A 1,363-nucleotide genomic window follows, 5' to 3' on the forward strand; every position below is an offset into this window, starting at 1 on the left:
CTTATTATCTCCTGCATCAGTTGCTTGCCAATCATTAGCATTAAAGCCCATTGCATCTGCTGTTTCTCTATCTATAGTAGCATTAGTTTCTCTTAAGCTAACTGTTTTTTCAGAAACATTTTTATCATAGCCTATTGAGCTAGTAATATCCATAGTTTTTATATTACCATCTATATCTTTATAATCCCTAGTAGCTTCTACAACTATGTCTTTACCATTAGTTGATGAAAAACTTAATCTTCCGAAGTTAGTCTTATTGTCACTAGTTAAGCCTATCATATCTTTAAGACCAGCTCTATTAGGCTCATTGATACCTTCTTTAACACCTTTTAAAAATTGTATCATAGCGTGAGCCGCCATTCCATCTTCACCTTCAGCTGTAGCCATAGTTTTACCTTTAGCTGCATCAACAAATACTTGTAATTTACTTACAGCATTATCTATTAGTTTATTAGCATCTTCTAATTTTAAACCATCTTCTTGTAATGCTTTTAATGCGTCAGATACATCTTTGCCTGCGCCAGGATTGGTTACAGCAGCATTTGCTGTTGAATGTAAAGCACCAATCTTATCAGCACTTAAAGCTTTACCTGCTACACCTGTTTTAAAGTTTATAGTTCCATCAGTTTGTATTGCCGATTTGGCTTTAGTAGCACCATCAGCTGCAATTCTCGCATCCATTTCATAATGAGCTGCTTGAATATCTTCAAATGTATTTTTTGCATTATAAATAGAACCTGCTGTATCTGCAGTTGGTGCTGTTCCAGCTACTGCAGAACCTGTAGTCCAAGTTTTATCATCTGCAAAATCTATTGCTTTTTGTTCTTGCTTAGTATTTTGACCAGTTGGTCCATTTGCATACAATACATGTTTATCTGCTACAGTTTTACTTGTTGTTTCAGTATACGCCGCTCCATCAGCCGCGAAACTCTTATCCACCCCATCAGTTATCTTAATACCTCTACCATCTCTATTAGCAAGTACTAATCTTCCTTTTTCATCAACACTAGCCTCAACCCCTGTTTGATCTTTAACAGAGTTAATTGCAGCTCTTAAAGCTCCATTTCCATCTTTATCTTTAACTTCAATAGAACCAATAGTAACACCATTTATACTAAAGCCTTGTAAAGTAGTTCCTGCTTTAATAGGTTGTTCAAATACACTTTGAACCGTAACAGAAGCTTTAATACCTGTTTTATCAGTAGATTTATTAATAGCTTCAACTAAAGCACCTAAACCTTGACCTGCTTTAATATTATTACCTTGAGCAATTTGCACTGGCTCAAATGTAACATCATTAATTCCATCTACGTTTTTAAATGTAAGATTAATTTTATCTCCTAAAGCAAGGTCACTTTGTCTT

The 1,363-nt window shown here is 34.8% G+C and carries 1 protein-coding gene; it reads right to left on the reverse strand.

The features are described from left to right. Nucleotides 1–1,363, reverse strand: a 1,363-nt coding sequence (locus AVBRAN12637_RS09660; RefSeq protein ID WP_336615826.1) for a flagellin hook IN motif-containing protein, incomplete at both ends; no start/stop codon positions are given.

It is taken from the genome of Campylobacter sp. RM12637 (assembly GCF_020137645.1).
GTDB lineage: Bacteria > Campylobacterota > Campylobacteria > Campylobacterales > Campylobacteraceae > Campylobacter_E.